Below are 24,587 nucleotides of genomic sequence, written 5' to 3' on the forward strand. Positions count from 1 at the left end.
TGCGATTTCCCGCGGCTGGCGTACAGGCTGGAGGGCATGAAGCGCGATGTCGCGGGGATCATTCTGGCCGGTGGCCAGTCGAGACGAATGGGCGGTGGTGACAAGGCGTTGTTGCCGCTGGGCGGCGGCTGCTTGCTTGACCAGGTCCTGTCGCGGTTTGGCCCGCAGTTCGAGACCCTGGCGCTTAGTGCCAACGGCGACCCGGCACGGTTTGCCCGTTTCGGGCTGCCGGTGCTGGCCGATACCATCGAAGGCTTTGCCGGGCCCCTTGCCGGTATCCTCACCGGCCTGGAATGGGCCACTGCCGGCAGGCCTTGCAAGGCGGTCGTCACTGCTGCCGGCGACACGCCTTTCCTGCCGCTGGATCTCGTCGATCGCCTGGCGGCGGCAGTCGATGAGCGTCCCGGTTCGATCGCCGTTGCTTTCTCGTCAGGCAGGCGGCATCCAACCTTCGCGCTATGGCCGACCGGATGCCGCGAAGCCTTGCGGCATTTCCTGGTCGACGAGGACAACAAGCGGGTTTCGGCCTTCATCGAGCGGCACCACTATGTCGAGGTGGAATTCCCGCTCCTGCAATCCGCCGGACAACCAATCGATCCTTTCTTCAACATCAACGTGCCGGACGATCTTGCCTTGGCCGAACACCTGTTGCAGAGCATGACGCCATGAGCAGACGCGTCTTCGGCATCACCGGCTGGAAAAACTCCGGCAAGACCACACTCACCGAGAAGCTGGTCGCCGAGCTTGTGCGGCGCGGCTGGAAGGTCTCGACGGTCAAACACGCCCATCATGATTTCGACATCGACAAGCCAGGCGCGGACAGCTTCCGCCATCGGCAGGCCGGCGCAACCGAGGTTGCGATCGTGTCGGGCAATCGCTGGGCGCTGATGCACGAGTTGCGTGGCGAACAAGAGCCGCCGCTGGACGCGATCCTCTCGCGGCTCGCCCCGTGCGACATCGTGCTGGTCGAAGGCTACAAGCGCGAATCCCACCGCAAGATCGAAACGAGGCGGCTGGAAGCGAGGGACCGGACGCCGCTTGCGGCGGGTGATCCCAATATTGTCGCCGTCGCCGCGGATTTCGCCATCACCGACAAGAGCCTGCCAGTGTTCGACCTCGACGACGTAGAATCCATAGCCGACTTCATCGAGCGCACGACCGGCCTCGTTGCTTGAGATGTAGCGTAAGGGCAGAATCCCATTACCGATTTTGGCGGTTTTGCAGTTGCTTTTTTCTTGGAAAGAGTGGGAGTATCGGCCCAGCGGGCGGTCAAAAAGCACCGCCCCACAGAGCCGTTTCGGAACGACGGCCGGGACCATAAAGAGAGGACTATCATGCGTATTGCACTGCGTATCGCGCTCGCGGCATCGGCTGCGCTGCTGACGCTCGGCGTAGCCCAGGCCCAGGAAAAGACCCTGCGGATCGGCACCGAAGGCGCCTACCCCCCATTCAACAACCTCACCGCCGATGGCCAGCTTGTCGGCTTCGACATCGACATCGCCAAGGCGCTTTGCGATGAGATGAAGGTCAAGTGCACCTTCGTCGCCCAGGATTGGGACGGCATCATTCCCGCACTTCAGGCCGGCAAGTTCGATGCCATCGTCGCCTCGATGTCGATCACGCCGGAGAGGAAGGAGAAGGTCGACTTCTCGCACAAATACTACAACACGCCGTCGGCGCTCGCCGTGCCGAAGGATTCGCCGTTGAAGGGCGTGACCAAGGAGGACCTCGCCGGCAAGAGCATCGGTGTCGCCACCACGACCACCCATTTCAACTATGCCTCGAAGACCTACACCGACAGCACCGTCAAAGGTTATCCGAGCAGTCCCGAGGAGCAGGCAGATCTTGCCAATGGCCGTCTCGACGCTATCGAGGACGATATCGTCGTGCTGCAGCAGTGGCTTGATTCGCCTGACGGCGCCTGCTGCAAGATCCTCGGCCAGCCCTCGCCGCAACCTGTCGAAATTTTCGGTCCTGGCGCCGGCATAGCCGTTCGCAAAGGCGAGACCGACCTGGTCAACAAGCTGAATTCCGCCATCGACGCCATCCGTGCCAACGGAAAATATAAGGAAATCAACGACAAGTACTTCAAGTTCGACGTCTACGGCGCCGAGTCCTGATCATCATTGCCAAGGCGGCAGGGAACCCCTGCCGCCTTTCGTCTCAGGAGCGCCGTGGGGATAAGACCAGTCAATGCCAGCCCAAAGCATATGGACACTGCTGAGTTGGGGACCCGAAGGCTGGAGTGACGATATCGCGTATGGCGCGCTGGTCACCATCGCGCTTGCCCTTGCAACGCTGCCGATCGGCCTGACGATCGGCTTTTTCGTCGCCTGGGCCAAGCAGTCCGAAGAACCGTCGCTGCGGGTGGCCGCCAACATCTACACCACCGTATTTCGCGGCCTGCCGGAACTGGTGACGCTGTTCCTGTTCTTCTTCGGCATGCCCATCCTGCTGCAATATGTCATCCGCCTGTTCAAGCCCGAGGCGACGGTCGACGTCGACAGCTTCATCGCCGGTATGATTGTGCTGTCGCTGATCTTTTCCTCCTACGCCAGCGAGGTATTCCTCTCCGCCTTTCGCGCCATTCCCAAGGGCCAGTATGAGGGCGGCTACGCGATCGGCCTGTCGACATGGCTGACCATGCGCAAGGTGATCCTGCCTCAGCTGCTGCGCATCGCCTTCCCCGGCCTCGAGAATTGCTGGCTCAGCCTGCTCAAGGACACCGCCCTGGTCTCGGTCGTCAACCTCGCCGAAACCCTGCGCAACGCGGGGGTGGCGGCGCGTGTCACGAAACACGCGTTCCTGTTCTACAGCGTCGCGGCCCTGGTTTTCCTCGTCCTGACGATCCTGTCGTCGATCGCGACCGGGTTCATCTTGCGTTCGCTGGGACGGAGGGAGGCACGATGAGCGTCAGCCAAGCTATCTCCGTTGACCGGCCGCCGCCGCAGGCACGCGGCTGGCCACGCACCCGTATCGTCGGGTACGCGCTCGTCGGCCTCTGGATTCTCTTCGGCCTCGGTATCCTCGCCTATCTCATCTATGCCTGGAATGGCGAGTTCTTTGCCAGATATGCGCCTGCCTATCTGCAGGGGCTGTGGACCACGCTGTCGCTCGTTGCGATCTCGATGGTGGTCGGCGCGATCTTTTCGCTGCCCGTCACCTATGGCCGCATGTCGAAGAGCCGTTTCCTGTCCGGCCTTGCCTATTGCTATGTCTATTTCTTCCGCGGCACGCCACTGCTGGTCCAGGTCTACCTCGTCTACTATGGCTTGGGTTCTTTCCGGCTGCAGCTCGAATCCATCGGGCTGTGGTGGTTCTTCCGCGAGGCCTTCAACTGCGGCGTCTTCGCCTTTGCGCTCAACACCGCGGCTTATCAGGCCGAGATCCTGCGCGGCGCCATCGAAAGCGTGCCCAGGGGCCAATGGGAAGGAGCCGCCTCGCTCGGCCTTCACAAGCTGCAGACGCTGCGCAAGGTTGTCCTGCCGCAGGCGTTTATCGTGGCATTGCGGCCCTACGGCAACGAGCTGGTTCTGATGATCAAGGCCTCGGCGATCGTCGCCATCATCACCGTCTACGACCTGATGGGCAACGCGAAGCTCGCCTACGCCAAATCCTTCGATTTCCAGGCCTATGTCTGGGTCGCCATCGTCTATCTTGTGATGGTCGAAATCCTGCGCCACGGCGTCGAATGGATCGAGCGCCGGATCACGATCCACCTAAAGCGCTGAACCGTTCCTGATCGGCCTGTGCCAGTCGATGCGGCGGTGCGCGCCTTGACGAATTCGTCGCATGGCCTAGAGCTTCCGCAGCTGAAATCTCTGTTTCGCCGGAAGGACAAGGCATGGCATCGGTGGCATTTCTCGGTCTTGGCGTCATGGGCTATCCCATGGCCGGACACCTGAAGAACAAGGGCGGCCACGACGTCACCGTCTACAACCGCACCCAAGCCAAAGCCGAACAATGGGTCACCCAACATGGCGGCAGCCTTGCCGCGACGCCGGCCCAGGCCGCCGAGGGCAAGGATTTCGTCTTTTCCTGCGTCGGCAACGACGATGATTTGCGCTCGGTGACCACGGGGTCGGAAGGCGCCTTCAAGGCGATGGAGAAAGGCTCGGTCTTCATCGACAACACCACGGCGTCGGCTGAAGTCGCGCGCGAACTGGCGCAATCCGCGCAATCGGGCGGATTCTCATTTCTCGACGCACCGGTCTCCGGCGGTCAGGCCGGCGCCGAGAACGGCGTGCTGACCGTCATGGTCGGTGGCGAGGAGGCGGCGTTCGACAGGGCCAGGCCCGTCATCGACGCCTTTGCCCGCATGGTTGGACTGATGGGGTCGGCGGGCGCCGGCCAGCTCACCAAGATGATCAACCAGATCTGCATCGCCGGATTGGTGCAGGGACTGTCGGAAGGCATCCACTTCGGCAAGAAGGCCGGCCTCGACATCGAAAAAGTCATTGAGGTGATTTCCAAGGGTGCGGCCGGTTCGTGGCAGATGGAAAACCGACATAAGACCATGAACGCCGGCAAATATGATTTCGGTTTCGCCGTCGACTGGATGCGCAAGGACCTCGGCATCTGCCTGGCGGAAGCCGACCGCAACGGCGCCCGGCTGCCGGTGACCGCGCTTGTCGACCAGTTCTACAAGGACGTGCAGGCGATGGGCGGCAAACGCTGGGATACATCCTCGTTGCTGGCCCGGCTGGAAAAATAGGATCGCGATGGCCGAGCTTTCGCCCCAATCCAGTGCAGAAGAAATCGTCGCGTATCTGCGCTCGATCGCCTCGGCGGAAAATCGTCTTGGCATGCTGCGCTACGGCATCAAGATCGAACGTGCGCTCGGCATCTCGCACGGTGTGCAGCGGCAGATTGCCAAGAAAATCAAGCGCAACCACGAGCGCGCGTTCGCGCTGTGGCAGACAGGTATCGTGGAGGCGCAATTCATCGCTTCCGTCACGGCCGACCCAAAGCGGTTTTCCGCCGCGGATGCAAGGCAATGGGCGTCGAGCTTCGACTCCTGGGATATCGTCGATGGCGTCTCCGATCTGTTCGTCGACACGGATGCCTGGATAGAACTGATCAGCGAATTTGCGGCCGATGAACGGGAATTTGTTCGACGCACGGCTTTTGCCATGATGGCCTGGTCTGTCGTCCACCGGAAGAAAGAGCCGGAGGCGACCTTTCTCGCCTTCTTGCCCATCATCGAAGCGCAGGCCACCGACGCCCGCAATTTCGTGAAGAAGGGTGTGAATTGGGCCCTTCGTTCGCTCGGCAAACGGTCCATGGTTATGCACGGTGCTGCCCTTGCTGTCGCCGAAAGGCTCGCGCAATCGACCGATAAGACCGCGCGCTGGATCGGCAAGGATGCTATGAAAGAACTATCGGATGCCAGGACAATCGAGCGCCTCGCCGCCAGAAAGACCTGACAGGTTGAGGAGTGCTGCGATCGGTTCTCGCCCGACATGTGATGCGGCTCGAGCATTGACGCCACCGACGGCGGCGTCTTTACTCGCCCGCAAAGGATGCGGCCATGACCCATTTCAAATCAATCCTGGCGCTTGCTGCCGCGCTTGCTCTCTCCACCGCAGGCGCTTCGGCCGAAACCACGCACATCTTTTGGAAGGATTTGCGCCCGGTAACCCAGGCGGTTGCCGAAGACGCCGGCCTGCCGATGATCGCGGCGAAACTGCCGGATCACGGCGAGACGCTGTCGGTTGCCCTGCAGGGCAAAACGATACAATTAGCCGGCTATGCATTGCCGGTCGATCGCGACGGCGATCTCGTCTATCAGTTCCTGCTGGTGCCTTGGACCGGCGCCTGCAGCCACATGCCGACGCCGCCGCCCAATCAGATCATGCTGGTCACGCCTGCCCGTCCCTACAAGATGTCGAAAGCCTACCAGCCGGTCGCCGTTACTGGTGCCCTGAAGCCGGAGATGGAGAAAAGCCAATTGTTCATTCTCGACGGCGTCAGCGTCATCCAATCCGGTTACGCCGTGCGCAAGGCAGATGTCATGGCCGTCGACACGGTGCCGGATTCCATCGTATTGCCGGTGAACTCGCCCTGGAGTTTCCTCAACAAGAAGAAGAATTGAGTTGCAGGATCAGGCCGCGTTGGCGCCCGACTCCTTGTCCAGCACCATGTAGTCGAGCGGGATTTCGGTCGTGTACTTGATCTGCTCCATGGCGAAGGACGACGACACGTCCCGGATCTCGATCTTGGCGATCAGCCGCTTGTAGAAGGCGTCATAGGCGGCGATGTCGGGCACCACGACACGCAACAGGTAATCGACGTCGCCGCTCATGCGATAGAATTCGACCACCTCGGGAAATTCCTGGATGACCTCGGAGAACCGGCGCAGCCATTCATGGCTGTGCGAATTGGTGCGGATCGACACGAAGACGGTGACCCGCACATTGACCTTTTCGTGGTCGAGAATGGCGACGCGCCGCTTGATGACGCCCTCCTCTTCGAGCTTCTGGATGCGCCGCCAGCACGGCGTGGTCGACAGGCCGACTTTCTTGGCAACGTCGGCGACCGCGAGCGTCGCGTCCTCCTGCAGGAGGCGGAGAATTTTTCGGTCAAGGCGATCCATCGGAGGCTCCTGGTGGAATAGTTTCGCTATATTCCCTTTTATTTGGGCCGTTCACAAGAAAGAAATTCTGCTGCCTGCGCCGAAAGCGAGTGATTTCTTGCTGAATGCCTAACCGAGGCGATAGCGGATTTCCGACCGCAGGAAAGGCAGCAAATCCATTTCAAACCAAGGATTCTGCTTCAACCAGCCAGTGTTGCGCCAGGATGGATGTGGCAATGGCAGCAATTTGGGGCCGACGGAACTCCCCCAGATGGCGCGCCAGTTCATCACTGTTTCCGTCAGCGAGGGGCGGCGCGCCGCGCCCATGTGCCAGGTCTGCGCATAGATGCCGATCGCCAGCACCAGGTCGATCCGCGGCATCGACGCCATCAAGGGCGCGCGCCAGGCCGGGGCGCACTCACGCCTCGGCGGCAGGTCGCCGCCCTTGGCGTCCTGTCCGGGAAAGCAGAAGCCCATCGGCACAATGGCGAATTTCTCGATGTCATAAAATTCGTCGCTGGTCACACCGAGCCAATTGCGCAGGCGGTCGCCGGAAGCGTCGGTGAATGGCATGCCCGACACATGCACCTTGGTTCCCGGGGCCTGGCTGGCGATCAGGATGCGGGCGCTGGACGAAGGGCGCAGCACCGGACGCGGCTTGTGGGGCAGCGGCTTGCCGACGGGGGTGTCGACGCAGATGCGGCAGGCGCGGACCGTCGCGGCGAGCCTGTCCAGTTGGACGCTCAAGCGGCGGCACTCGGGCGGCTGGAGACGGCCTGATGCCAACGTAGCACATTGGTGCATTCCTCCGGCACCTTGATGCGTGCCGGCTTCATGAAGTCGATCGCGATCAGGCCGGTGATGTCGGCAATCGAAAAGCTGTCGCCGGCGGCGAATTCGCGGCTGCCCAGTTCAGCGTCCAGCAGCCTGAGAAAATCCACCGCCTTCGGCTTGTTGGCCTCGCCCCATTCGGAGATCTGCGGGATTTCCCATTCCTTCATGGCCGGATGGATGTGGCGGAAAGCTTGCGTGACGCTGCTGAGCAGGTTGAACTCCATCCGCCTCTGCCACATCTCGACCTGCGCCTTGCCAAGTGCGCCGCGCCCGAACAATGCCGGCTCGGGATAAAGCTCCTCGAAATAGCGGCAGATAGCGACGGATTCGGTGAGGATGGTGCCGTCATCGAGCTCCAGAACCGGCAGGCGCCGCAGCGGATTGCGCGAGCTGACCGGTTGCTGCTTGTGTTCCAGTGCGCCCATGTCGATGGGCACCAACGGAACCGTGATCCCCTTTTCAGCGAGGAAAACGCGAACCCGCCGTGGGTTGGGCGCACGACCGCCGTCGAACAGCTTCATTTCGATCCTCCTTTTCCTTCCGCCAGACATGCTTCACCAGAACCGAAATATCTCGCGCACGGCATCGCCGATCGACGCCAGCATGCCATGTTTTCGCTCCACGACATCGCCGTGGTGGCTGTCGCGCCAATCCTGCGGCTGGTCGAACGTGCCCGCCCAGATGCCAATCCTTGCGGCGCGCGCGGTGGCTTCCTCGCCTTCGAAGTCGCCATAGGCGACGGCCCAGCCCGCCTCGACCTGGGCGCGGTTGAGGTCGGTGCCGCCGGCCTTGCAGTCGCCAAGCAACCGGCCATAGCGATCGCGCTGCCAGCCGCTGCAAGTGACCGGCCTGCCGGCGATCAGCCGCACCAGCGATTGGCGCGCCTGAGTACCACAGGCATAGTCGGCGCCGCTCTTGCGGCAGGTCTGGGTATACTCCGGAGCGTCGATGCCGCGCATTCGGATGCGCTCGGCGCCGAGCGTGATCGAATCGCCGTCATTGATGATGGCCGTACCTTGCGTCTTGCGTGTCTCCACCCGGTCAAGACGCGCCGCAAGCAGGATCAACAGCCCCAGAATGATGACGGTCAGCCCGTAGTCCAGCAGCTTGCGCCACAGGCTTCTGCGGCGAGGTGCCGCGTACCGCGGGCGCGACCTTGGCGACCAGGAACGGCTCATATGGCAAACGGTTGGTTAATCATTCGAACGTAGCTTAACACCTTGAAATCGCTGCGCGCATAAATTGAAGCTTTTGATGCCCTCGCAACGCTCGAACACAGCGGACAAGTTCATTGTGGACCGCAGGAAACGGCATCGCAACAGCGATGTCGCGCGCGCGGTGCGCAAGACGCGCGACCGTCTTTCGCAGCAGGCCGGCAATCCCGATTTCGATCGCGAACTGCTGAAGCTCCACGCCCGGACCATGACAAGCGGTGCCGTCGTCATCCCGCTGCTCGTCCTGGTGATCGCCGCGGCCGGCCGTTTGGCCGGTGTCGGCAATGAGATCGGGCTCTGGGCTTTGTTTACGCTCACCTGCTATACAACAGTCGTCTTCATGGCGCGGCGCATCGAGCGCACGGAAGCTTCCGAACTCAACTCATTGCAAACGCGAAGGGAATTCCTGGTCGGGCATTTCCTTTGCGGCCTAGGCTGGGCCTGGTTCGTCTGGCTGGGCTGCGGCGCCTGCGAGGTCGACCAGTTCCAGGTGATCAAGGCGGTGGTGCTCCTGTTCGCCATGGCAGGGACCGCGCTCATGGCCTCGTCCCTGAGCGGCGCCCTGCTGGCGACCTTCGCGTTTCCAGTGGCGCTCTACGCCTATGCCGCGACCAGGTCGTGGATGCCGGTCGAGGCGATCATGGCCGGGCTGCTCGTCCTGTCGCTGCCTTTCTTCGCCTATATCGCCAGTCACCTCAATCGCTTCTCCCTGCTGCTCTTGTCGTTCCGCTCCGAAAAGGATGCGCTGATCGCCGAAGTGGAGACGGCGAAATCGATGTCGGACGAGGCGCGGCGGCGGGCCGAGGACGCCAACCTTGCAAAATCGCGTTTCCTCGCCTCGATGAGTCACGAATTGCGCACCCCGCTCAACGCCATTCTCGGCTTTTCCGAGGTGATGGCGAACGAGGTGCTGGGGCCGATGAGCAATCCCACCTATCGCGACTATGCCCATGACGTGCATGATTCAGGCCAGCACCTGCTCGACCTGATCAACGAGATCCTCGACCTGTCGCGCATCGAGGCCGGCCGATACCAGCTCAACGAGGAGCCGGTGATGCTGCTCAACATCGTCGAGGATTGCTGTCACATGATGGAGCTGAAGGCACGCAATAAGGATATCCGCGTCGTTCAGGATTTCGAACAGACATTGCCGCGGCTGTTCGCCGACGAGCGCGCCGTGCGCCAGATCGCGCTCAACCTTCTGTCCAACGCCATCAAATTCACCGCCACCGGCGGCGAAATCCGCGTCCGGGTCGGCTGGACGGCGGGTGGAGGACAGTACATTTCGATCAAGGACAACGGCCCCGGCATTCCCGAGGACGAGATCCCGATCGTGCTTTCAGCCTTCGGCCAGGGGTCGATCGCCATCAAGAGCGCCGAGCAAGGCACCGGGCTTGGTCTGCCGATCGTGCAAGGGCTGCTCGCCATGCATGGCGGCGAGTTCGAGCTTCATTCCAAGCTGCGCGAGGGCACCGAGGCGATCGCCATTTTCCCGCTGAGCAGGGTGATGGAAGAACTGCCGGCGCTGCCGACCGCCGCGGTCGCCGCGCGACGGCGGTAGCGCCTTGGGCGCCTGCGTCGACACAGCCGCGAAAAGGAACGGACCATAATGACGGCGGAGTGGGATGCCAGCAGCATCGAAATCAAATCGCAGCGGCTTCGCCTGAAGCTGTTTGCGGCCGACGATGCCGCAGAAGTCTTTGCCGCCATCACTCCCGCGATCACCCGCTTCATGCAGTGGGAACCACCTCGATCACCAGCGGCTTTTGGCGAGGTATGGCGATCCTGGCTGGCCCCGATCCTTGACGGATCGGATTGGCATTTCGTCGTGCGTTCGTTGGCGGACGGTCGCTGCCTGGGGCTTGTCGGCCTTCATGCGGCCAGGACTGCTTGTCCCGAGATCGGAATTTGGCTAAGGGAGGACGTACATGGAAACGGCATCGGCCGTGAGGCCGTTGCCGCCGTGGCGGCTTGGGCGGCCGACGCACTCAATCCGGATTGCTTCGAGTATCCAGCCGCAGAAGAGAACGTGGCGAGCAGAAGGATCGCGGAAGGCCTTGGCGGTTCAATAGTCGAGACACGCTCGAATTCGAAATATACCTCGGTCGTCTATCGCATTCCCAATAGCCGGCGTTGACGCGCGAGGACCGGGGACGTTAGCCCCGCACAGCCGCCGCCATGCCTGAACTTGTCAATGCCGCTGCCTTGACCAGCCCGGCCGCCAAGGCTGCTCCTGCCCCTTCGCCATGACCGATGCCCAGATCGAGCAGCGGACGCAGCCCGAGGTGCTCGGCGGCCCTTGCATGCGCGGGCTCCGGCGACAGGCTGGCGAGAAGACAATGATCAAGCGCTGCGGGGTTCGCCGCATGCAACACCGCCGCGGCTGCCGTTGCCGCGAAGCCATCGAGCAGTACCGGTATCTGCTGCATCCGCGCGGCAAGGATTGCGCCGGCTATCGCCGCGAACTCGCGGCCGCCGACCCGGCGCAGCGCCTCCAGCGGGTCTTCCAGATGGTTCCCGTGAAAGGCCAGCGCCGCATCGATCACCTCCGCCTTGCGGGCCTGCATCGCCGCATCGGCGCCGGATCCCGGACCAATCCAGTCGGCACCCCTGCCCCCCAGCAACGCGGCGAACAGGGCGGCGGCGACGGTGGAGTTGCCGACGCCGAGGTCGCCCAGGCAAAGCAGGTCGGTGCCGCCGGCAATCGCCTCCATTCCGAAGGCCATGGTGGCCGCGCAACCGCGTTCATCGAGCGCGGCATCCTCGGCGATGTCGCCGGTCGGGATGTGCAGGGCAAGATCGAACACCTTCAGACCGAGGTCGTTGGCAATGCAGATCTGGTTGATCGCCGCACCGCCGGCCGCGCAAAGCTCGACCGCGTTGGCGGTCGCCGCCACGGGCCTCGTCGAAATGCCATGCCTGACAACGCCATGATTACCGGCAAAGACAGCCATCAAGGGCCTGGTCACGGCGGGCGGAGCGCGACCGCTCCAGGCCGCGAGCCACGCGGCGATGTCCTCGACGCGGCCAAGCGAATTCACCGGCTTGTCGGCCTTGGCAAACAGCGTGCGCACGCGCGCTTCGGCTTTGAGGTCGGCTGCCGGCAAATTGTCGAGCAGGTTACGGAAATCATCGAAAGGCAGTGCACTGGTCATGTCGCGAACAATCGTTTCCTGGATCCAGGGAGCGGCATAGCTGCCTTGCGTGATCGGCACAACCTCCTCGATCGTCCTTGCTGATTTGCCGCAAAGGCGGTCACGGAAGGCGCTATCGCGAGGGCTTGCATTGGCTTTGCCGTTGCACCATGTGGAGATGGAAGAGCGGATTCCGGACCGGGTCCCTCGAGAGAAAGTCATGACGGCCATCGAAACTCCCTGCATCCTGGTCTGTTCGATCGATATGAAAACCGGCTTCTGCTTCGGTTGCGGCCGCACGCGCGACGAGATCGGCGCCTGGATGGCGATGACGCCCGAGACGCGCCGCAGCGTGATGGCCGAACTGCCGGCCCGGCTGGAAACCGTCGAGCGCCGGCCGCGCCGGGAAACACGCCGCACCCGCATGGCGCGCGAACGCGACGCACTCTAGCGAGGAACGGATGAGCAGCCGGCTGTTTTGGACTGTGATGGCGGTGATCGGCGTGGGGGCAGCGCTTCTCATGCTCAACGATTCCGCAGGCAGCACGCTCGGCGTCGAGAATTACGATTTTGGACGGCTGATCTGGCTTGGAGCTTTCGGCGCCCTTATCGGTGCCGGCTTGCTGCGGTCGGCTCCACTCGGAGTGATGGCCCGCAATCTCGGCGCCTGGGCCGCTATCGTGCTCGCGCTGATTGCCGGCTACCAATATCGTTACGAGCTGCAGGACGTCGCCAGCCGCGTGACCGCGGGCCTCGTTCCCGGCAGTCCGCTGGCGCTCGGCGTCGAAGACGGCCACGCCACCGTGACCCTGGACAAGGCCGACAATGGTCATTTCGAAGCGCGCATCCTGGTCAACGGCAACCCGGTTCGCACCGTCGTCGACACCGGCGCGACCAGCACGGTCCTGACTTCGGAAGACGCGCAAGCCGCCGGCTTCAATCCGGCGGCGCTCAACTACACAATACAGGTTTCGACAGCCAACGGCATGGCACGCGCCGCAGCGGTCAAGACCCACGAGCTGGCGATCGGCGGCATCGTACGCAAGGATATGTCGGTAATGATCGCCGCTCCCGGCATGCTGAGCCAAAGCCTGCTCGGCATGAACTTCATCGGTTCGCTCTCGGGCTTCGACGTGCGCGGCGACCGTATGATCCTCAGGGACTAATGCATGTCGCCCGGAAGTGCCCTCGGTTCCAGGACAACGACATGCATAAAATCAGAAGCTTACAGCCGGTCAGGCGAATCCTATTCGCCGCGACATGCTGTAAGTTCAGGCCGCTTCGGCGGCCGCTCCACCAAATCCGACAGCCGCGAAAGCCGTCTTCAGCACGTCCGGTCCGGCTCCGGGCCGGGTCGCGTCGGTGGATAGTATCTGGCGGTAGCGGCGCGCGCCGGGCAGCCCGTGAAACAGCCCGACCATATGGCGGGTGACATGGCCGAGCCGTCCGCCTTGTTCGATATGGCGCGCCGCATAATCCGCCATCGCATCGACCAGCGCCGCGAAATCGAACGCTTCCGGCAGCGCTCCGTAGAAGGCGGCGTCAACACCGGCCAGAATGCCTGGTGTGTGGTAGGCGGCGCGGCCGAGCATGGCGCCATCGACATGATCGAGATGCGTCCGAGCCTCTTCAAGCGACTGAATACCGCCATTGATGCCAATGAATTTACTCGTCTTTTTTTCCTTCAGCCGATAGACCCTGTCATAGTCAAGCGGCGGGATGTCGCGGTTTTCCTTGGGGCTCAGCCCTTCCAGCCACGCCTTGCGAGCATGCACCCACAAGGTATCGGCGCCGGCATCGAAAACCCCATTCGCCAGCGCATCGAGCGCCGGCTCCGGATCCTGTTCGTCGACGCCGATGCGGCATTTGACCGTGACCGGCACCGTCACTGCCGCTTTCATCGCGGCGATGCAGTCGGCGACAAGGTCGGGCACTTTCATCAGGCAAGCGCCGAAGGTGCCCGACTGGACGCGGTCGGACGGGCAGCCGACATTGAGATTGATCTCGTCATAACCGAAGGCCTCGCCAATACGCGCCGCTTCGGCAAGTTTTGCGGGATCCGAGCCGCCAAGTTGCAGGGCGACGGGATGTTCCACCTCATCGAAGCCAAGCAGCCGCTCGCGTGCGCCATGGATCACTGCGTCGGCGACAACCATTTCGGTGTACAGCATCGCATGTATCGTCAGCCGGCGATGGAAGAACCGGCAATGCCGGTCCGTCCAATCCATCATCGGGGCCACGGCCACTCTATGATCTTGATTTCTCAGCATTTTTCGTTTAGCATCAAATTGTTAGAACCTACCGAGTGCACACGAATTTACGCCAGAATACGACCCTTTTCGCCACGTTTCGATCTCTCAGTGCACACGGAGCGCACACGAAAATATGGCCACCTACACAAAGCTGTCGTCCGGTTCCTGGCGTGTCCAAGTCCGTCGCAAAGGTCGCTACGTCAGCGAGACCTTCCTGCGCCGAGACGACGCACGGCGCTGGGCGACCGAAACCGAGCGCCAAGTCGATCGTGGCGAGACGCCGACAAAGTCCCGTATAGCGCGCCTGAAGACCTTCGGCGAACTGATAGACCTTCATATCGACGACATGTGCGATGTAGGCAAGTCCCCTCGCCGCTCCAAGGCCGTCTTGCGCCACCGACACATCTCTGACCAGTAACGGGTCCCAATCCGATAGTAGGATTGTGCGGATTGCCGCTCCCATTGATTTAATACTCATCATCGTTTGCCATTGGTTCGTCATTTCGGCCAGAGGGTAAGGACTTGGCCAAGGGGGTTAAGGACCACGACTGCGCCGGCTCCGGTAAATCTTGTAGTGCCATTCGCCATCGGCGTCACCGAAATTGGGTTCGCTACGGCGTCCATGATCGCTGCTGGAGACTCAGACCCGCGAAGAGCAGGCACCGTTCTGCATGGCCAAAGTACTGGCCGAGATGGTTGACCGTGGAGGTCTGTGGCCTAGCTAGAGTTCAGGATGGACCGTCCGGACCCCGAAAATGCGGATTGGAACGCACCGTGGGAGAACTTTTGGGATATTGACGATGGAGAGGTGCGAGTCGGCTTTTCGGGGCGCTGGCGGCGGGCAACAACCGGCGGCCATGGCATCTTCGAGTTTCGGTTCGAGCGCAAATCTTCTGCGCCGGGATCTTCTGCCAGCGCACGACCGGCGCTCCGCAACGCAACAATTGTATTCGCACGGCACTGGAGGACCCGAAGCAGTGACAGCTTCGAGAGCAGGCAGAGGCTTTAGCCAGCACCAGGGAGAGGACCCGAAAACCGCTTCGCGAGCTTAAAATTGCACCCAAAAACCACACGGGCACGGCGATGCCAAATCATCTTGGTGGAATTTACACAAGTGACACAGATCTCGCCATCCTGGGCGGGATCGCGATGCTCGTATTGGCGGGCGCCTTTCTTGTGCTCCGGCATGCCCTTATCGCCGTGCTGCGGGGTCGCCCGAATCCAAATGCCTACCTGAAAGAATGCAAGCCTGTTCCTCTCGATGAGGTTTCTTGGGTCTGGGAACGCCCGATCGATCTTGCAACCGGATCTGGTTCTTCTCAGGCTGTCGTGCCCTCGGATGCGGATGCCCGGCCTCAGGATGCAAACTACCGTCAGTTGGGGGTGCGAATCGAGCATTTCGAGATGATCTCCGAAGCTTATGAGAGTTCGCCAGGCGACCTGCCCGATGCTTTCGCTTCCCCGACCAACATCGCTACGCCCCCTCCTCCTCGTGTTCGCTGGCCTATCGGTCTTGTATCACGCCTGGGCATCGCCACAGTCTGCCTGGCCGTGCCGCTTGGCTATACGATGACGAGACCAAATTGGGTCGAAAGCGCCCCCGCCATTTCGCAAGCCCAGAATCCCTCCCCGCCCGATCTTTCGCGATCCTTCGCGGTTCCGGCGAGTGCTGCATTGGATATGGAGGGACCAGCCCAGGGCGGCGGGCGTACGAATACTGAAGCGCCTGGCCCGGACCTCGCGGCTGCCAACGCTGAAGTCGAGGCTGCTCGTGCTCAGGCATCCGCTGCGAGGGATCTGGCCGGCCAGGAGCACCGAGCTGTGGAAGAAGAGCGCGCCAGAAGCGCCTCTCTGCAGAGTGAGCTCTTGGAATCGCGCAAGCAGGTCGACGTCCTGAGGACAAGCATGGCAGCAGCCGACAACGCATACGGGGAGCGTCTGCGCAACGAACTCGCGGCAGCCCGCACGTATGGCGCATTGCAGCGCATTGCGGGAGACGCTCGCAGGCTGCTGGGCGAGAGCATCAACTATGTCGTTACGCAGATGCCGGCTGCTCATCTGGAGCGTCAGCGAACCGAACTGATGGCGCGCGACCTATCCCAAGCGCGGGCACAAATTTCACAACTTGAGGCCACGGCCGCCGAGGACCGCGCCAGTGCCAAGGCCTCGCTTGCGCAAGTGAACGGAGTGCTTGACGACGAGCGCCGGAAGTCGAAGGACCTTCGTGGCGACCTCGCCGCAATGGAACTGTCCAAGGCCGCGATCGCGGATACGGCTGAGCGGGAACGAACCGGTGCAGCCACAGCGAGAGGACGGGTGGAGCAGACCGCAACCCAGACTGCGCAGGCCCTCGCCCGGGAACGCGCTTCCGCAGCATCGACTCGTGAGGATCTCGACAAAGCCCGCCTCGAGCGCGACGCGGCTGAACAGGAACGAGCCAAGGCTGTCTCAGCAAAAGAGCGTGCGGAGCAGACCGCAGCCCAGACGGCGCAGGCTCTGACACGAGAACGCGCTTCCGCAGCATCGATCCGTGAGGACCTCGATAAAGCCCGCCTCGAGCGCGACGCGGCTGAACAGGAACGAGTCAAGGCTGTCTCAGCAAAAGAGCGTGCGGAGCAGACCGCAGCCGTGACGGCGCAAGCTCTCGCCCTGGCGCGCGCTTCCGTAGCATCGACCAAGGAAGACCTCGATAAAGCCCGCCTCGAGCGCGACGCGGCTGAACAGGAACGAGCCAGGGCTGTCTCAGCAAGAGAGCGTGCGGAGCAGACTGCAGCCGAAGCGACGCAGGCTCTGACACGAGAACGCGCTTCCGCAGTATCGACCCATGAGGATCTCGATAAAGCCCGCCTCGAGCGCGGCACGTCTCCAACACTTTCAGGACAGGTCACCAGGCTGAACGAAGCTCTGGACAACCAACGCGAAGCCACTGTTTCTCTGGCCCGCGACCTGGCTGCCAAACGCGCGGACAATGACAAGCTCAGGGCTGAGCGCCGCAGCGCGCAAATTGAGCCGCCGCTGCAGCCGCGCTCTGGCCGCGCATCGGACGGCACCGGTCAGGTGAAAGCTGTCAGCCAGAAGACGACTACGCGCAGCAAGCTTCGCAACTCCTCGCGGGTGATCCGCGTGCGTACTATCACGCTTCCCTTTGCCCTCCGGCCAATACACCCGACGTCGGATTGAATTCCAAACGATTGCGACGACGATGAAGGGTCCATTCATTGGCTTGCACCATTCGCAACACACGGAGGCCGGGAAAAGCGGAATGAATTCGCAAGGAGTTCCGCGCTCTGCGCTATGTCAGACCGATCACGCTGCCTTTCGCGTTCAATTCGCACCCGACCGGCGCCTGACGCGTCTCCACCCGTCCCTGATGCATATAGTCGATGCTGACCTGAACAGGGGCCGAGATCTTACGTTGGCTCAGCCGACGTATGGAACCTGCGCTGCTGACGCGCACACTGGCCGCGCCAAACTTGGCGGCGGCCTGCTCGATTGCGTCCTGACAGGCGCGAACGACCTTATCCGGGACACCGGGCAGCGCTTCGATCGGGTGGACCGCTGATAGAACAGTGTTGTCTTCGAGAGGCTGCAGGGCGGGCGGGAGGTCGAGCGAATGTCCGCCGTCTGTGGACCGGTCGACAATGTCAGCTGGAGTTGACGGTATTGAGGCCGTTGGAGTGGTGCTGATCCCGTCATTGGTCGACGGCGGACTGCCGCTGTTTCCCACAGGATCGCCGGGATCGCCGGCAGGTCCTTTGCCCTTACCTTTGCCGTTGCCGCCGTTGTCATGGCTGCCATGACCCCCGTTATCACCCTGATGGCCGCCACCGTCATGCCCTCCGCCGTGCGGGCCGGCGGCTGCAGTTCCAGCGCAAGCTGCCGCGATCGAGCACGCGAATGCAAAATAAGCCAAGCTGAATCCAAGGGATCGACGCACGGCAGTCTCCAAATGTGCCTCAGCCCAGCCGTCCTTGCGCGGCATGCGGTCAGAACGTCTAAACCGCCGCTGCCCCAAGGCAGAAACTCGCGAATACGGTGCCCACGGAATTAACTAGGGAATGAATCCGCTGCATCAAGGACGCGGTGTGGGACGATGATCGGCATCGATAGCGGCAACACAGCAATCTTTCCCAAGACCCAGAAACCACAACGCCGCAAAGGTTATCGCGGCAATGTTGCAGCCCTCGTCGCTGCTTGCCTTGGAGAAAATCATGACGACCACAATTTCCGCGTTTCTCAGCGCACTCGGGTCCGAAAGTCCCCCAGGCAAACTGGACGCCGCAGAGGACAACGAGGCCCACGGATATCGCAGCGAACATCAGCATGGAGCGGTCAATATCGTCGGCAGAAGAGCGTCAAAAAAGGAATGTCGGCGGCTCCGTCGTGGGAACGAAAAAAGAAGAGAAGCAGAAGTTTCGTGTGCGATTTTTGCACACGTGCTCTCATAACCATCTAATTTTATTTACTTGTCTGTCCAGTCCATCATGGGCGCAATGGCAAGTTTGTGATATACACTATTCATTTCATTAGCTTTTTCGATCTCCGTCCGTCCAATACCCAAGGAGAAGAACTGCGGAACTTGGTCCCGCAGCCGTTCCAAAAACCATCTTCTGCGACTGTGCTCACTGTGACGTGAGGCATCAGTCTTTTCTGTGCACAGATAGTGCACACGCCCCCTGCCCGCACAAGCTGCATTGGTCGATCATGAGGCGGCAGAAATGCCATGGCGCCATCACGGTCATTTAAAATCATATGGGAAAGGAGTAATATTAGCTGTCGCTCACATTGTTGTGCGACCAACATATGGGAGGAAAGCATGAATCGCAGATCTGCAATTGCCCTTGGCCTCACGGCCGCGGCGGCAACCCCTCTATTCGCCCTGACTGCGCATGCAAAGACCAAGAAATACGGCCCGAAAGACGGCAAGGAGATTGCTCCCGGCATAAGGGTGGTGGAGGTCGGCACCGGGAACGCCGACATTCCCGCCTACAAGAGCATCTCGATTGTCGACGTGGTCTTTCAACCCGGCGCACACGCTCCTCAAACCGTGATGGACAACGACATGGTCTGCACGATTACCGCCGGTGAATTCACGATCAAGAAAGCGGACAAGGAATTCAAGCTGAAGGAAGGCGACATGTACACTTGCGCCAAGGGCAAGACCGACGAGGCGACTAACACAAGCAAGGTGGTCGGCATACATCGCATCGCCATCCTGATACCTGCTTAGGGAGACGGGATTCCGGTCGACGCGTCGCCCGCATATTGCCGTGCAATCAGCGACTCCAATTCCTGCAGATTCAGCGAGATCGGGCCTCGCTGTTCCAACCGGATGCGGTGATCGACTGTGGCGGTGGACGGTTTCTGCGCGGCTACGAAGCCATCCGCAGCTACTATGCCGACGTCACCGCCTTCGGTCGTAAGTTTGCCGTCGGCGAGCAGCCTGCGGCGCTGGTCAGCGGTGATCCGGCGCTGACGTCGACCCGCTTTCCGGACGGTGATGTGACAAGCTAGGTCGCCCGCCGGCAAACGGATGGATCATGGCTCTGGGTGATCGATCGATGCGGTGTCGATTGGTGACCGGATGGTGGGACGGTTTGCCCCGAAGCGCAAACAGCGACATCGCGCCCGCAACGGGCGCGATCCGCCAGCAGTAAAGGCCGTGGACGGCTACCGCCGCAGCGCGTGTATGCTCGCCTTGCTGTCGTTGCCTATCGGCAGAGCCATGTCATCGTCCAGAAGCCGCGTGATCCGGGCAAAGCCGGTGAACGCCTTTCTTGCTTCCTCCGCCGACATCTGTCCCGACAGGGCGGCCGAGCAGCAATTCAGTGCACACTGATACACGGGCCCACGCCGTCCCTTCGGCCATTTACGCAAGAAAACCATCGCCTCGGCGACACTATCCACTTCTTCTACAGGGTGTCCCTGCCCGCGCGATATCCGCACGGGCGAAAAGAAATGCAGGTAGTCCATTGTTTCCTCCGGTCGATCGAGATGTGCTCGATCGAACCCCATGAAACGCGCCGTCCGGTGGTTGGTTCCACGCGGAACACAGAATTTTGAAAAATCTGGCGGTCGGACGATGAGCGATATCGGCTATGTCGTCGGGAAGTGGCAGGCCGCTTTGCGGCCGGGTCGGTACTCCCTCAGATCCGGCCGCTCCGAACGGCAGCGCCCAACCGCTATCGGGCATCGGGGGTGGAACCGACACCCGGATGGCGGATTGAGCGGGCTCGGCACATCGCCCGTAAGGATAATGCGCCTTCTCGTCCCGCTGGGTGTCGTCTCCACGACGGGAACGGCCGAGATCAGCGCCTGGCTGTAAGGATGAGCCGGGGCTGAAAACACCTCTTCCGCTGGTCCTTCCTCGACGATCGAGCCGAGATACATGACCGCGATGCGGGTCGAGACCTGACGCACCACGGACAGCCCAGGATCTGCTGCAGCAGGGCAAGCTGGTCGCCTCGTTCAGCGCCCGCCATACCTATCCGGCGGGCATCTACCTGCATCAGCGCCGCAGCATCGGCAACAAGCCGGGTACCGGCCTCTTTCAGGACTGGCTGCTTTCCGAAGTCGAGGACCATAAGCGGGTGATGGCCATCGCCTAGGCAGCTCCGCTTGCAGACAGATGTTGTGAACACGGGTTCGTCCAGATTCAGGCCGTGGATCGAGAACTCGAATCAACAGGCAGGCCTTTTCAAAAGCGGCTCACCATCATCGCCCCGTCGATAATCGCGGTTCGCATTGAATATCTTTAAGGTCAAAGCCGGCAAATCGACTGCTTGCCGGTTCCCCTGCGTCAGGCGTAACCTCCCCGGTCAACGCGTGAGGGCGCGTGCTGCAAGAAGGGGACATTGCAATGACGATACAAGGCGCATCGCCTGACCTGTATAATGAAGACCTCGCTCCTGCCAAGGTTCGAAACTGGGGACCGTTCTCGATCTTCAACGTCTGGACGTCGGACGTCCATAGCCTGTGGGGCTACTACCTCGCCGCCAGCCTGTTTCTGTTCTGTGGCGGCTTCGTCAATTTCATCATCGCCATCGGCATCGGCTCGCTGATCATTTACGCGCTGATGAACATGGTCGGCTATGCCGGTGTGAAGACCGGTGTGCCCTACCCCGTGCTCGCCCGCGCCTCCTTCGGCATCTGGGGCGCCAACATTCCGGCACTGGTGCGCGCCATCGTCGCCTGCTTCTGGTATGGCGCGCAGACCGCCGCCGCCTCCGGCGCCATCGTTGCATTGCTGATCCGCTCGCAATGGTTCGCCGACTTCAACGCCAACACCCATTTCCTCGGCCATTCCGGCCTGGAGGTGATCTGCTTCGTGGTCATATGGGCCCTGCAACTGCTCATCATCCAGAAAGGCATGGAAACGGTGCGCCGGTTCCAGGATTGGGCGGGACCAGCCGTCTGGGTGATGATGCTGCTCCTGGCCATCTATCTCTGCGTCAAATCCGGAACCTTCGCCTTCACCAGCGACATCCCGATGGACGTGCTTCTGGAAAAGACCAAGGATGCCGGCGTGCCTGGAACGCCGGGCTCGTGGACGTCGCTGTTCGCGGTCGCCGCGATCTGGGTGACGTATTTTTCGGCGCTCTATCTCAATTTCTGCGATTTCGCCCGCTATGCGCCCGATCAGGCGGCGCTGCGCAAGGGCAATATCTGGGGTCTGCCGATCAACCTGATCCTGTTCTCGCTGGTCGCCGGCGTCACCACCATTGCCGCCTACGACGTTTACCATGAGGTGCTGCTGCACCCCGACCAGATCTCGGCCAAGTTCGACAGCTGGTTCCTGGCTGCCCTTGCCGCCCTGACCTTCGCGGTGGCGACGCTTGGCATTAACGTCGTGGCCAACTTCGTGTCGCCGGCCTTCGACTTCTCCAACGTCTTCCCGCGGCAGATCGACTTCAAGAAGGGCGGCTACATCGCCGCTGTCATCGCGCTTGTGCTCTATCCGTTCGCACCGTGGGAAGGCAGTGCCGCCTCTTTCGTCAACGTCATCGGCGCGACGATGGGACCGATCTTCGGCGTGATGATGGTCGATTACTATCTGATCCGGAAGGGCGAGGTCGACGTCGAGGCGCTGTATCGCGAGGACGGCGAGTTCCGCTTCCAGGGTGGCTGGCATGTCAATGCCTTCATAGCCGCCGGCATCGGCGCCGTCTTCTCGTCGATCCTGCCGAACTTCACCAACTGGCTACCGTCCTGGTGGGGCGTCTATGGCTGGTTCTTCGGCGTGGCGATCGCCGGCGTCATCTACTACGTGCTGCGCACCGCCGCCCTGGGTGCAGGCGCCAAGATAGCAAAAGCCTGACGAACTTCTCTGGGGCGGCGCAACGCCGCCCCAGATTTATGCTCTTATCATCTCGGCCAGCTTGCGCACCGTGTTCCAGTTGCGCGAGGTTCCGATGCCCATGCGTTTGTGATTTGCGGCCGCGAGCAGCCGCGAGCTAGACCTCTCCCGTGAAAAGACGACCCAGATGTCGCCGCCGACCAGAAGCACCTTCTCGTCCGCTGCGGCATAGGCCTGAAGGCCCGATATGGCATCCTCGGCCACGGGTTTGCGCATCACGCGCACCGCGACCTGGTCGCCGGCTTCCACCGACTCGGTCGGGAATGGATTGCCGCTTGCGAGTTTGCGCCAGTCTCCGGCGGCGCGGATGATGATGTCGACATGGCGGCCAAAGGTCTGTTCGAAGGCGGATTCCAGCCGCTTCTCAAGTCCGGCGATCGAGATCTTTTCGCTCTCGAAAACCAGGTTGCCGGTCGCCACCAAGGTGCGGGCATTCTTCAGGCCGAGGCCTTCCGCCATCGTCTTGAGATCGGACATGACGACCCGCCGCCCCTCTCCCAGGGTGATGCTGTAGAGAAGCGCCACATAGGTCCGCATTGTAGCGATCAGACCAGCCGGCTCTGCTCCACCGCCGCCTCGATGAAGCTGGCGAACAGCGGATGCGGATCGAGTGGCCGGCTCTTCAGCTCGGGGTGATATTGCACGCCGATGAACCAGGGATGGTCGGGATACTCGACCGTCTCCGGCAGCACACCGTCGGGCGACATGCCGGCAAAGACCAGCCCGCAATCCTCCAGGCGCTTCTTGTAGTCGATATTGACCTCGTAGCGGTGCCGGTGACGTTCGGAAATTTGGGTGTCGCCGTAGATATCGGCGATCTTCGAGCCTTTGGCGAGCTCGGCCTGATAGGCGCCGAGCCGCATGGTGCCGCCGAGATCGCCGCTCGCCCTGCGCTTTTCCAGCATGTTGCCCTTCAGCCATTCGGTCATCAAACCGACGACTGGTTCCTTGGTGGGGCCGAACTCGGTCGATGAGGCATGTTCGACACCGGCCAGCGAGCGTGCCGCCTCGATACAGGCCATCTGCATGCCGAAGCAGATGCCGAAATACGGCACCTTGCGCTCGCGTGCGAACTTCGCCGCCAGGATCTTGCCTTCGGAGCCACGCTCGCCGAAACCGCCGGGCACGAGGATGCCGTGCACCTTCTCCAGCCAAGGCGTCGGGTCTTCCTTTTCGAAGATTTCCGATTCGATCCAGTCGAGCTTCACCTTGACGTGGTTGGCCAGCCCGCCATGCGAAAGCGCCTCGATCAGCGATTTGTAGGCATCCTTGAGGCCGGTATACTTGCCGACGATGGCGATGGTGACCTCGCCCTCCGGATTATGGATGCGGTTGGAGACAGCCTGCCATGGCTCCATGCGCGGCTTGGGCGCCGGGTCGATGCCGAAGGCGGCCAGCACCTCCGAATCGAGACCTTCCTTGTGGTAGGCCATAGGCACGTCGTAGATATGCGGCACGTCGAGCGCCTGGATGACGGCGCTTTCCCTGACATTACAGAACAGCGACAGTTTGCGGCGCTCTTCCTTGGGAATGGCGCGGTCGGCGCGCACCAGAAGAATATCCGGCGCAATGCCGATGCCGCGCAATTCCTTGACCGAATGCTGCGTCGGCTTGGTCTTCAGCTCACCCGCCGTCGGGATATAGGGCATCAAGGTCAGGTGGACATAGACGGCGTTGTTGCGCGGCAGATCGTTGCCGAGCTGGCGGATGGCTTCGAGGAACGGCATCGCCTCGATGTCGCCGACCGTGCCGCCGATTTCGCACAGCACGAAATCATAGTCGTCATTGCCGTCGAGGACGAAGTTCTTGATTTCATCGGTAACGTGCGGGATGACCTGCACGGTCGCGCCGAGATAGTCGCCACGCCGCTCGCGCTCGATGATATTCTTGTAGATACGCCCGGTCGTGATGTTGTCCTGCTGGTTGGCGGAACGGCCGGTGAAGCGCTCGTAATGGCCAAGGTCGAGGTCGGTTTCGGCCCCGTCATCGGTGACGAACACTTCGCCATGCTGGTACGGCGACATCGTGCCGGGATCGACATTGAGGTAGGGGTCGAGTTTTTTGATGCGTGCGCGATAGCCTCGCGCCTGCAGGAGAGCCCCAAGGGCCGCTGCGGCAATGCCTTTTCCAAGTGAGGAAACCACGCCGCCTGTGATGAATACATATCGCGCCATGGGAGTCATCGCTTAACGCGGCCGGATTGATTCCGCCAGAGAAAAAACC

27 protein-coding genes and 1 pseudogene are annotated in these 24,587 nt (G+C 61.7%); 17 read left to right on the forward strand and 11 right to left on the reverse strand.

The window, feature by feature from the left end:
- Nucleotides 1-36: 36 nt before the first annotated feature.
- The 8 genes from mobA (at nucleotide 37) to FJ941_RS10970 (ending at nucleotide 6,094) form a co-directional block, all read left to right on the forward strand.
- Complete coding sequence (gene mobA, locus FJ941_RS10935; protein ID WP_140505391.1) at nucleotides 37-669, forward strand: molybdenum cofactor guanylyltransferase MobA; 633 nt, start codon at nucleotides 37-39, stop codon at nucleotides 667-669.
- The gene (gene mobB / locus FJ941_RS10940; protein ID WP_140505393.1) at nucleotides 666-1,175 is read left to right on the forward strand and encodes a molybdopterin-guanine dinucleotide biosynthesis protein B; all 510 of its coding nucleotides are present in this window, start codon (nucleotides 666-668) and stop codon (nucleotides 1,173-1,175) included. The genes mobA and mobB overlap by 4 nt, the downstream gene beginning before the upstream one ends.
- 159 nt (nucleotides 1,176-1,334) lie before the next feature.
- Nucleotides 1,335-2,120: an ABC transporter substrate-binding protein gene (locus FJ941_RS10945; RefSeq protein WP_027142669.1), complete on the forward strand. Its 786-nt coding sequence runs from the start codon at nucleotides 1,335-1,337 to the stop codon at nucleotides 2,118-2,120.
- Between the two features lie 73 nt (nucleotides 2,121-2,193).
- Complete coding sequence (locus tag FJ941_RS10950; protein WP_140505395.1) at nucleotides 2,194-2,910, forward strand: ABC transporter permease; 717 nt, start codon at nucleotides 2,194-2,196, stop codon at nucleotides 2,908-2,910.
- Nucleotides 2,907-3,731, forward strand: a complete 825-nt coding sequence (locus FJ941_RS10955; RefSeq protein WP_140505397.1) for an ABC transporter permease — start codon at nucleotides 2,907-2,909, stop codon at nucleotides 3,729-3,731. The genes FJ941_RS10950 and FJ941_RS10955 overlap by 4 nt, the downstream gene beginning before the upstream one ends.
- A gap of 113 nt (nucleotides 3,732-3,844) precedes the next feature.
- A complete protein-coding gene (locus FJ941_RS10960; RefSeq protein ID WP_140505399.1) occupies nucleotides 3,845-4,714 on the forward strand; it encodes an NAD(P)-dependent oxidoreductase in 870 nt (289 codons plus the stop codon).
- Nucleotides 4,715-4,721: 7 nt separating this feature from the next.
- Nucleotides 4,722-5,426 (forward strand): DNA alkylation repair protein, encoded by a 705-nt coding sequence (locus FJ941_RS10965; protein ID WP_140505401.1) that lies wholly within the window; start codon nucleotides 4,722-4,724, stop codon nucleotides 5,424-5,426.
- A gap of 104 nt (nucleotides 5,427-5,530) precedes the next feature.
- Nucleotides 5,531-6,094 (forward strand): DUF3299 domain-containing protein, encoded by a 564-nt coding sequence (locus tag FJ941_RS10970; RefSeq protein WP_140505403.1) that lies wholly within the window; start codon nucleotides 5,531-5,533, stop codon nucleotides 6,092-6,094.
- Between the two features lie 9 nt (nucleotides 6,095-6,103).
- Here the strand turns inward: FJ941_RS10970 and FJ941_RS10975 are convergent, their stop codons facing one another.
- The 4 genes from FJ941_RS10975 to FJ941_RS10990 form a co-directional block, all read right to left on the reverse strand.
- Nucleotides 6,104-6,595, reverse strand: coding sequence for an Lrp/AsnC family transcriptional regulator (locus FJ941_RS10975; protein WP_006205209.1), 492 nt, complete (start codon nucleotides 6,593-6,595; stop codon nucleotides 6,104-6,106).
- 108 nt (nucleotides 6,596-6,703) lie between these two features.
- Nucleotides 6,704-7,378 carry a uracil-DNA glycosylase family protein gene (locus FJ941_RS10980; RefSeq protein ID WP_140505405.1) on the reverse strand — a complete coding sequence of 225 codons (675 nt, stop codon included), beginning with the start codon at nucleotides 7,376-7,378 and terminating at the stop codon, nucleotides 6,704-6,706.
- Nucleotides 7,318-7,929 (reverse strand): glutathione S-transferase, encoded by a 612-nt coding sequence (locus FJ941_RS10985; protein WP_140505407.1) that lies wholly within the window; start codon nucleotides 7,927-7,929, stop codon nucleotides 7,318-7,320. Before FJ941_RS10985 ends, FJ941_RS10980 begins: the two co-directional genes overlap by 61 nt.
- A 33-nt stretch (nucleotides 7,930-7,962) precedes the next feature.
- Nucleotides 7,963-8,586 carry a thermonuclease family protein gene (locus FJ941_RS10990; RefSeq protein ID WP_140505409.1) on the reverse strand — a complete coding sequence of 208 codons (624 nt, stop codon included), beginning with the start codon at nucleotides 8,584-8,586 and terminating at the stop codon, nucleotides 7,963-7,965.
- Nucleotides 8,587-8,662: 76 nt separating this feature from the next.
- Here FJ941_RS10990 and FJ941_RS10995 point away from each other — a divergent pair, with 76 nt between their 5' ends.
- Both FJ941_RS10995 and FJ941_RS11000 read left to right on the forward strand, forming a co-directional pair.
- Nucleotides 8,663-10,183 carry a HAMP domain-containing sensor histidine kinase gene (locus tag FJ941_RS10995; protein ID WP_140505411.1) on the forward strand — a complete coding sequence of 507 codons (1,521 nt, stop codon included), beginning with the start codon at nucleotides 8,663-8,665 and terminating at the stop codon, nucleotides 10,181-10,183.
- 48 nt (nucleotides 10,184-10,231) lie between these two features.
- Nucleotides 10,232-10,759 (forward strand): GNAT family N-acetyltransferase, encoded by a 528-nt coding sequence (locus tag FJ941_RS11000; RefSeq protein ID WP_140505413.1) that lies wholly within the window; start codon nucleotides 10,232-10,234, stop codon nucleotides 10,757-10,759.
- Nucleotides 10,760-10,778: 19 nt separating this feature from the next.
- Here FJ941_RS11000 and FJ941_RS11005 read toward each other — a convergent pair whose 3' ends face one another.
- Entirely contained in the window at nucleotides 10,779-11,777 is a 999-nt protein-coding gene (locus FJ941_RS11005; protein ID WP_140505415.1) for a nicotinate-nucleotide--dimethylbenzimidazole phosphoribosyltransferase, read from the reverse strand.
- A gap of 199 nt (nucleotides 11,778-11,976) precedes the next feature.
- On the opposite strand from FJ941_RS11005, the gene FJ941_RS11010 reads away from it, so the two are divergent.
- Both FJ941_RS11010 and FJ941_RS11015 read left to right on the forward strand, forming a co-directional pair.
- Nucleotides 11,977-12,207 carry a DUF1289 domain-containing protein gene (locus tag FJ941_RS11010; protein ID WP_027142658.1) on the forward strand — a complete coding sequence of 77 codons (231 nt, stop codon included), beginning with the start codon at nucleotides 11,977-11,979 and terminating at the stop codon, nucleotides 12,205-12,207.
- 10 nt (nucleotides 12,208-12,217) lie between these two features.
- Nucleotides 12,218-12,922 carry a TIGR02281 family clan AA aspartic protease gene (locus FJ941_RS11015; protein ID WP_140505417.1) on the forward strand — a complete coding sequence of 235 codons (705 nt, stop codon included), beginning with the start codon at nucleotides 12,218-12,220 and terminating at the stop codon, nucleotides 12,920-12,922.
- 105 nt (nucleotides 12,923-13,027) lie between these two features.
- On the opposite strand, the gene dusA is transcribed toward FJ941_RS11015, so the two are convergent.
- Nucleotides 13,028-14,026 carry a tRNA dihydrouridine(20/20a) synthase DusA gene (dusA, locus tag FJ941_RS11020; RefSeq protein ID WP_140505419.1) on the reverse strand — a complete coding sequence of 333 codons (999 nt, stop codon included), beginning with the start codon at nucleotides 14,024-14,026 and terminating at the stop codon, nucleotides 13,028-13,030.
- A gap of 115 nt (nucleotides 14,027-14,141) precedes the next feature.
- Here dusA and FJ941_RS11025 point away from each other — a divergent pair, with 115 nt between their 5' ends.
- Both FJ941_RS11025 and FJ941_RS11030 read left to right on the forward strand, forming a co-directional pair.
- On the forward strand, nucleotides 14,142-14,426 hold the full coding sequence (locus FJ941_RS11025; protein ID WP_210242215.1) for a hypothetical protein: 285 nt from the start codon (nucleotides 14,142-14,144) through the stop codon (nucleotides 14,424-14,426).
- A 665-nt stretch (nucleotides 14,427-15,091) separates the two neighbouring features.
- Entirely contained in the window at nucleotides 15,092-17,188 is a 2,097-nt protein-coding gene (locus FJ941_RS11030; protein ID WP_140505420.1) for a hypothetical protein, read from the forward strand.
- 112 nt (nucleotides 17,189-17,300) lie between these two features.
- Here the strand turns inward: FJ941_RS11030 and FJ941_RS11035 are convergent, their stop codons facing one another.
- On the reverse strand, nucleotides 17,301-17,921 hold the full coding sequence (locus tag FJ941_RS11035) for a hypothetical protein (protein ID WP_210242216.1): 621 nt from the start codon (nucleotides 17,919-17,921) through the stop codon (nucleotides 17,301-17,303).
- A 903-nt stretch (nucleotides 17,922-18,824) separates the two neighbouring features.
- On the opposite strand from FJ941_RS11035, the gene FJ941_RS11040 reads away from it, so the two are divergent.
- Nucleotides 18,825-19,238, forward strand: a complete 414-nt coding sequence (locus tag FJ941_RS11040) for a hypothetical protein (RefSeq protein ID WP_140505422.1) — start codon at nucleotides 18,825-18,827, stop codon at nucleotides 19,236-19,238.
- Nucleotides 19,239-19,345: 107 nt separating this feature from the next.
- Nucleotides 19,346-19,522 carry a hypothetical protein gene (locus tag FJ941_RS11045; RefSeq protein ID WP_181169757.1) on the forward strand — a complete coding sequence of 59 codons (177 nt, stop codon included), beginning with the start codon at nucleotides 19,346-19,348 and terminating at the stop codon, nucleotides 19,520-19,522.
- Nucleotides 19,523-19,678: 156 nt separating this feature from the next.
- On the opposite strand, the gene FJ941_RS11050 is transcribed toward FJ941_RS11045, so the two are convergent.
- Nucleotides 19,679-19,981 (reverse strand): DUF982 domain-containing protein, encoded by a 303-nt coding sequence (locus tag FJ941_RS11050; protein ID WP_140505424.1) that lies wholly within the window; start codon nucleotides 19,979-19,981, stop codon nucleotides 19,679-19,681.
- Nucleotides 19,982-20,104: 123 nt separating this feature from the next.
- Nucleotides 20,105-20,437 (reverse strand): annotated as a pseudogene (locus tag FJ941_RS11055) (ABC transporter ATP-binding protein); the annotation flags it as partial.
- 430 nt (nucleotides 20,438-20,867) lie between these two features.
- Between FJ941_RS11055 and FJ941_RS11065 the strand changes: the two are divergent.
- On the forward strand, nucleotides 20,868-22,325 hold the full coding sequence (locus tag FJ941_RS11065; protein ID WP_140505426.1) for an NCS1 family nucleobase:cation symporter-1: 1,458 nt from the start codon (nucleotides 20,868-20,870) through the stop codon (nucleotides 22,323-22,325).
- A gap of 36 nt (nucleotides 22,326-22,361) precedes the next feature.
- On the opposite strand, the gene FJ941_RS11070 is transcribed toward FJ941_RS11065, so the two are convergent.
- The gene (locus tag FJ941_RS11070) at nucleotides 22,362-22,901 is read right to left on the reverse strand and encodes a DUF1697 domain-containing protein (protein ID WP_140505428.1); all 540 of its coding nucleotides are present in this window, start codon (nucleotides 22,899-22,901) and stop codon (nucleotides 22,362-22,364) included.
- Nucleotides 22,902-22,909: 8 nt separating this feature from the next.
- Nucleotides 22,910-24,547 (reverse strand): CTP synthase, encoded by a 1,638-nt coding sequence (locus FJ941_RS11075; protein WP_140505430.1) that lies wholly within the window; start codon nucleotides 24,545-24,547, stop codon nucleotides 22,910-22,912.
- Nucleotides 24,548-24,587 lie beyond the last annotated feature (40 nt).

Origin of the sequence: Mesorhizobium sp. B2-3-13, assembly GCF_006442195.1 — a bacterium.
Taxonomy (GTDB): domain Bacteria; phylum Pseudomonadota; class Alphaproteobacteria; order Rhizobiales; family Rhizobiaceae; genus Mesorhizobium; species Mesorhizobium salmacidum.

What these genes read in the sequence shown, in the direction of transcription:
- mobA (WP_140505391.1), top strand. Translation starts at nt 37, where the DNA reads ATGAAGCGCGATGTCGCGGGGATCATTCTGGCCGGTGGCCAGTCGAGA.
- mobB (WP_140505393.1), top strand. Translation starts at nt 666, where the DNA reads ATGAGCAGACGCGTCTTCGGCATCACCGGCTGGAAAAACTCCGGCAAG.
- FJ941_RS10945 (WP_027142669.1), top strand. Translation starts at nt 1,335, where the DNA reads ATGCGTATTGCACTGCGTATCGCGCTCGCGGCATCGGCTGCGCTGCTG.
- FJ941_RS10950 (WP_140505395.1), top strand. Translation starts at nt 2,194, where the DNA reads ATGCCAGCCCAAAGCATATGGACACTGCTGAGTTGGGGACCCGAAGGC.
- FJ941_RS10955 (WP_140505397.1), top strand. Translation starts at nt 2,907, where the DNA reads ATGAGCGTCAGCCAAGCTATCTCCGTTGACCGGCCGCCGCCGCAGGCA.
- FJ941_RS10960 (WP_140505399.1), top strand. Translation starts at nt 3,845, where the DNA reads ATGGCATCGGTGGCATTTCTCGGTCTTGGCGTCATGGGCTATCCCATG.
- FJ941_RS10965 (WP_140505401.1), top strand. Translation starts at nt 4,722, where the DNA reads ATGGCCGAGCTTTCGCCCCAATCCAGTGCAGAAGAAATCGTCGCGTAT.
- FJ941_RS10970 (WP_140505403.1), top strand. Translation starts at nt 5,531, where the DNA reads ATGACCCATTTCAAATCAATCCTGGCGCTTGCTGCCGCGCTTGCTCTC.
- FJ941_RS10975 (WP_006205209.1), bottom strand. Translation starts at nt 6,595, where the DNA reads ATGGATCGCCTTGACCGAAAAATTCTCCGCCTCCTGCAGGAGGACGCG.
- FJ941_RS10980 (WP_140505405.1), bottom strand. Translation starts at nt 7,378, where the DNA reads ATGCACCAATGTGCTACGTTGGCATCAGGCCGTCTCCAGCCGCCCGAG.
- FJ941_RS10985 (WP_140505407.1), bottom strand. Translation starts at nt 7,929, where the DNA reads ATGAAGCTGTTCGACGGCGGTCGTGCGCCCAACCCACGGCGGGTTCGC.
- FJ941_RS10990 (WP_140505409.1), bottom strand. Translation starts at nt 8,586, where the DNA reads ATGAGCCGTTCCTGGTCGCCAAGGTCGCGCCCGCGGTACGCGGCACCT.
- FJ941_RS10995 (WP_140505411.1), top strand. Translation starts at nt 8,663, where the DNA reads ATGCCCTCGCAACGCTCGAACACAGCGGACAAGTTCATTGTGGACCGC.
- FJ941_RS11000 (WP_140505413.1), top strand. Translation starts at nt 10,232, where the DNA reads ATGACGGCGGAGTGGGATGCCAGCAGCATCGAAATCAAATCGCAGCGG.
- FJ941_RS11005 (WP_140505415.1), bottom strand. Translation starts at nt 11,777, where the DNA reads ATGACCAGTGCACTGCCTTTCGATGATTTCCGTAACCTGCTCGACAAT.
- FJ941_RS11010 (WP_027142658.1), top strand. Translation starts at nt 11,977, where the DNA reads ATGACGGCCATCGAAACTCCCTGCATCCTGGTCTGTTCGATCGATATG.
- FJ941_RS11015 (WP_140505417.1), top strand. Translation starts at nt 12,218, where the DNA reads ATGAGCAGCCGGCTGTTTTGGACTGTGATGGCGGTGATCGGCGTGGGG.
- dusA (WP_140505419.1), bottom strand. Translation starts at nt 14,026, where the DNA reads ATGCTGAGAAATCAAGATCATAGAGTGGCCGTGGCCCCGATGATGGAT.
- FJ941_RS11025 (WP_210242215.1), top strand. Translation starts at nt 14,142, where the DNA reads ATGGCCACCTACACAAAGCTGTCGTCCGGTTCCTGGCGTGTCCAAGTC.
- FJ941_RS11030 (WP_140505420.1), top strand. Translation starts at nt 15,092, where the DNA reads ATGCCAAATCATCTTGGTGGAATTTACACAAGTGACACAGATCTCGCC.
- FJ941_RS11040 (WP_140505422.1), top strand. Translation starts at nt 18,825, where the DNA reads ATGAATCGCAGATCTGCAATTGCCCTTGGCCTCACGGCCGCGGCGGCA.
- FJ941_RS11050 (WP_140505424.1), bottom strand. Translation starts at nt 19,981, where the DNA reads ATGGACTACCTGCATTTCTTTTCGCCCGTGCGGATATCGCGCGGGCAG.
- FJ941_RS11065 (WP_140505426.1), top strand. Translation starts at nt 20,868, where the DNA reads ATGACGATACAAGGCGCATCGCCTGACCTGTATAATGAAGACCTCGCT.
- FJ941_RS11070 (WP_140505428.1), bottom strand. Translation starts at nt 22,901, where the DNA reads ATGCGGACCTATGTGGCGCTTCTCTACAGCATCACCCTGGGAGAGGGG.
- FJ941_RS11075 (WP_140505430.1), bottom strand. Translation starts at nt 24,547, where the DNA reads ATGACTCCCATGGCGCGATATGTATTCATCACAGGCGGCGTGGTTTCC.